Raw genomic sequence first — 1,705 nt, forward strand, 5'->3', positions numbered from 1 at the left:
CGCACCGGCTTGATCAGTATCTTGAGCTTTCCGTGATCGGCCTCGATCACGTTATTGAGATACTTCACCTGCCGGTGGGCCGTCTCCCGGTCCAGCTTTCCTTCGCGCTTCAATTCGGTGATCGCTGCACCATAGCTCGGCGCTTTGTCGGTATTGAGCGTGGCAGGCTTTTCCCAGTGCTTCAGGCCTCGCAGGGCCTTGCCCAGGAACCGCTTCGCTGCCTTGGCGCTGCGGGTCGGCGACAGGTAGAAATCGATCGTGTCGCCCCGCTTGTCGACTGCCCGGTACAGGTAGGTCCACTTGCCCCGCACCTTGACGTAGGTTTCATCCAGGCGCCAGCTCGGATCAAAGCCACGCCGCCAGAACCAGCGCAGCCGCTTCTCCATCTCCGGGGCGTAGCACTGGACCCAGCGATAGATCGTCGTATGGTCGACCGAAATGCCGCGTTCCGCCAGCATTTCCTCAAGGTCGCGATAGCTGATCGGATAGCGACAATACCAGCGCACCGCCCACAGGATCACATCACCCTGGAAATGGCGCCACTTGAAATCCGTCATCGTTCCGTCCGTCCAATCTCCGCCAAGCATGCTCAAGCTTCACGATTTTTGCAACAGAGCCCACACGAGTATTGAGCATAGTCGAGATTGGTGCAGATCACTTCTGATATTGAACTGTCAGGAGCTGGCTGCACAACAGCCATTACGCCCAATCAACTGGTGCAGTCGTCTTCTGAAAATGACATTTGGTATCTCTCATAAACGGATGTTTTTGAGAGAACTATCTTCGGCCTTCACACGCACGAAAGGCGGCGAAGCTCCGCCGTTAATCCGTCCGCCGGAGATCTCGCCCAGGCAGGCTGAAGGCCGAGCAAGCCTGACAGGCCCGAAAAGCCCGGCACGGGCGTCGGCGGCGATGACGGCGGCGGCATTATCCAGGGTTGATGATGGAAGTGGAGGATATCGACAACCTCTCGCGCAACCAAGACATCGCGGTCGGACTGCAAGTGATCTTGAAGCCACGGGCCCGTCCCACCCCGACATGGACCTCGATGCCCGAACGGACGTTAGATTTCGAGTTCTAGGCGTTCTGCGATGAAGGTTGGATCCCAGCCGGGATTGAAAGTGTCGACGTGGGTGAATCCGAGCCGCTCGTATAGGCCACGCAGGTTCGGGTGGCAGTCGAGCCGCAGCTTGGCGCACCCCTGCGTTCGCGCGGCATGGCGGCAAGCCTCGATCAGCGCGGAGCTGACACCCCGGCCCGCATGTGTCCGTCGCACCGCGAGCTTGTGCAGATATGCGGCCTCCCCCTTGAGGGCGTCGGGCCAGAACTCGGGATCCTCGGCCGACAAGGTGCAACAGCCGACGATGCCGTCGCTGCAACTCGCGACTAGGAGCTCGGATCTCAGGACGAAGGTCTCCGCGAATGTCCGGTCGATCCGCGCGACGTCCCAGGCGGGCGTTCCCTTGGCGGACATCCACGCCGCAGCGTCGTGCATCAGCCGCACAACCTCGTCGATATCACCCGAGCAGGCGACCCGAACGTTCGGAGGCTCCTCGCTGTCCATTCGCTCCCCTGGCGCGGTATGAACCGCCGCCTCATAGTGCAGTTTGATCCTGACGAGCCCAGCATGTCTGCGCCCACCTTCGCGGAACCTGACCAGGGTCCGCTAGCGGGCGGCCGGAAGGTGAATGCTAGGCATGATCTA

2 protein-coding genes are annotated in these 1,705 nt (G+C 60.8%); both read right to left on the reverse strand.

Annotated elements, in window-relative coordinates; genetic code table 11:
- Positions 1-557: IS6-like element IS6100 family transposase (locus ACOTYN_RS26230; RefSeq protein WP_097365439.1), on the reverse strand; the 557-nt coding region annotated here is incomplete at its 3' end.
- Positions 558-1,063: 506 nt separating this feature from the next.
- Complete coding sequence (locus ACOTYN_RS26235; RefSeq protein WP_000376623.1) at positions 1,064-1,564, reverse strand: GNAT family N-acetyltransferase; 501 nt, start codon at positions 1,562-1,564, stop codon at positions 1,064-1,066.
- Positions 1,565-1,705: the final 141 nt, after the last annotated feature.

It is taken from the genome of Enterobacter cloacae complex sp. IR5458 (assembly GCF_049238025.1).
In the GTDB taxonomy this organism is placed as follows: Bacteria; Pseudomonadota; Gammaproteobacteria; order Enterobacterales; family Enterobacteriaceae; genus Enterobacter; species Enterobacter kobei.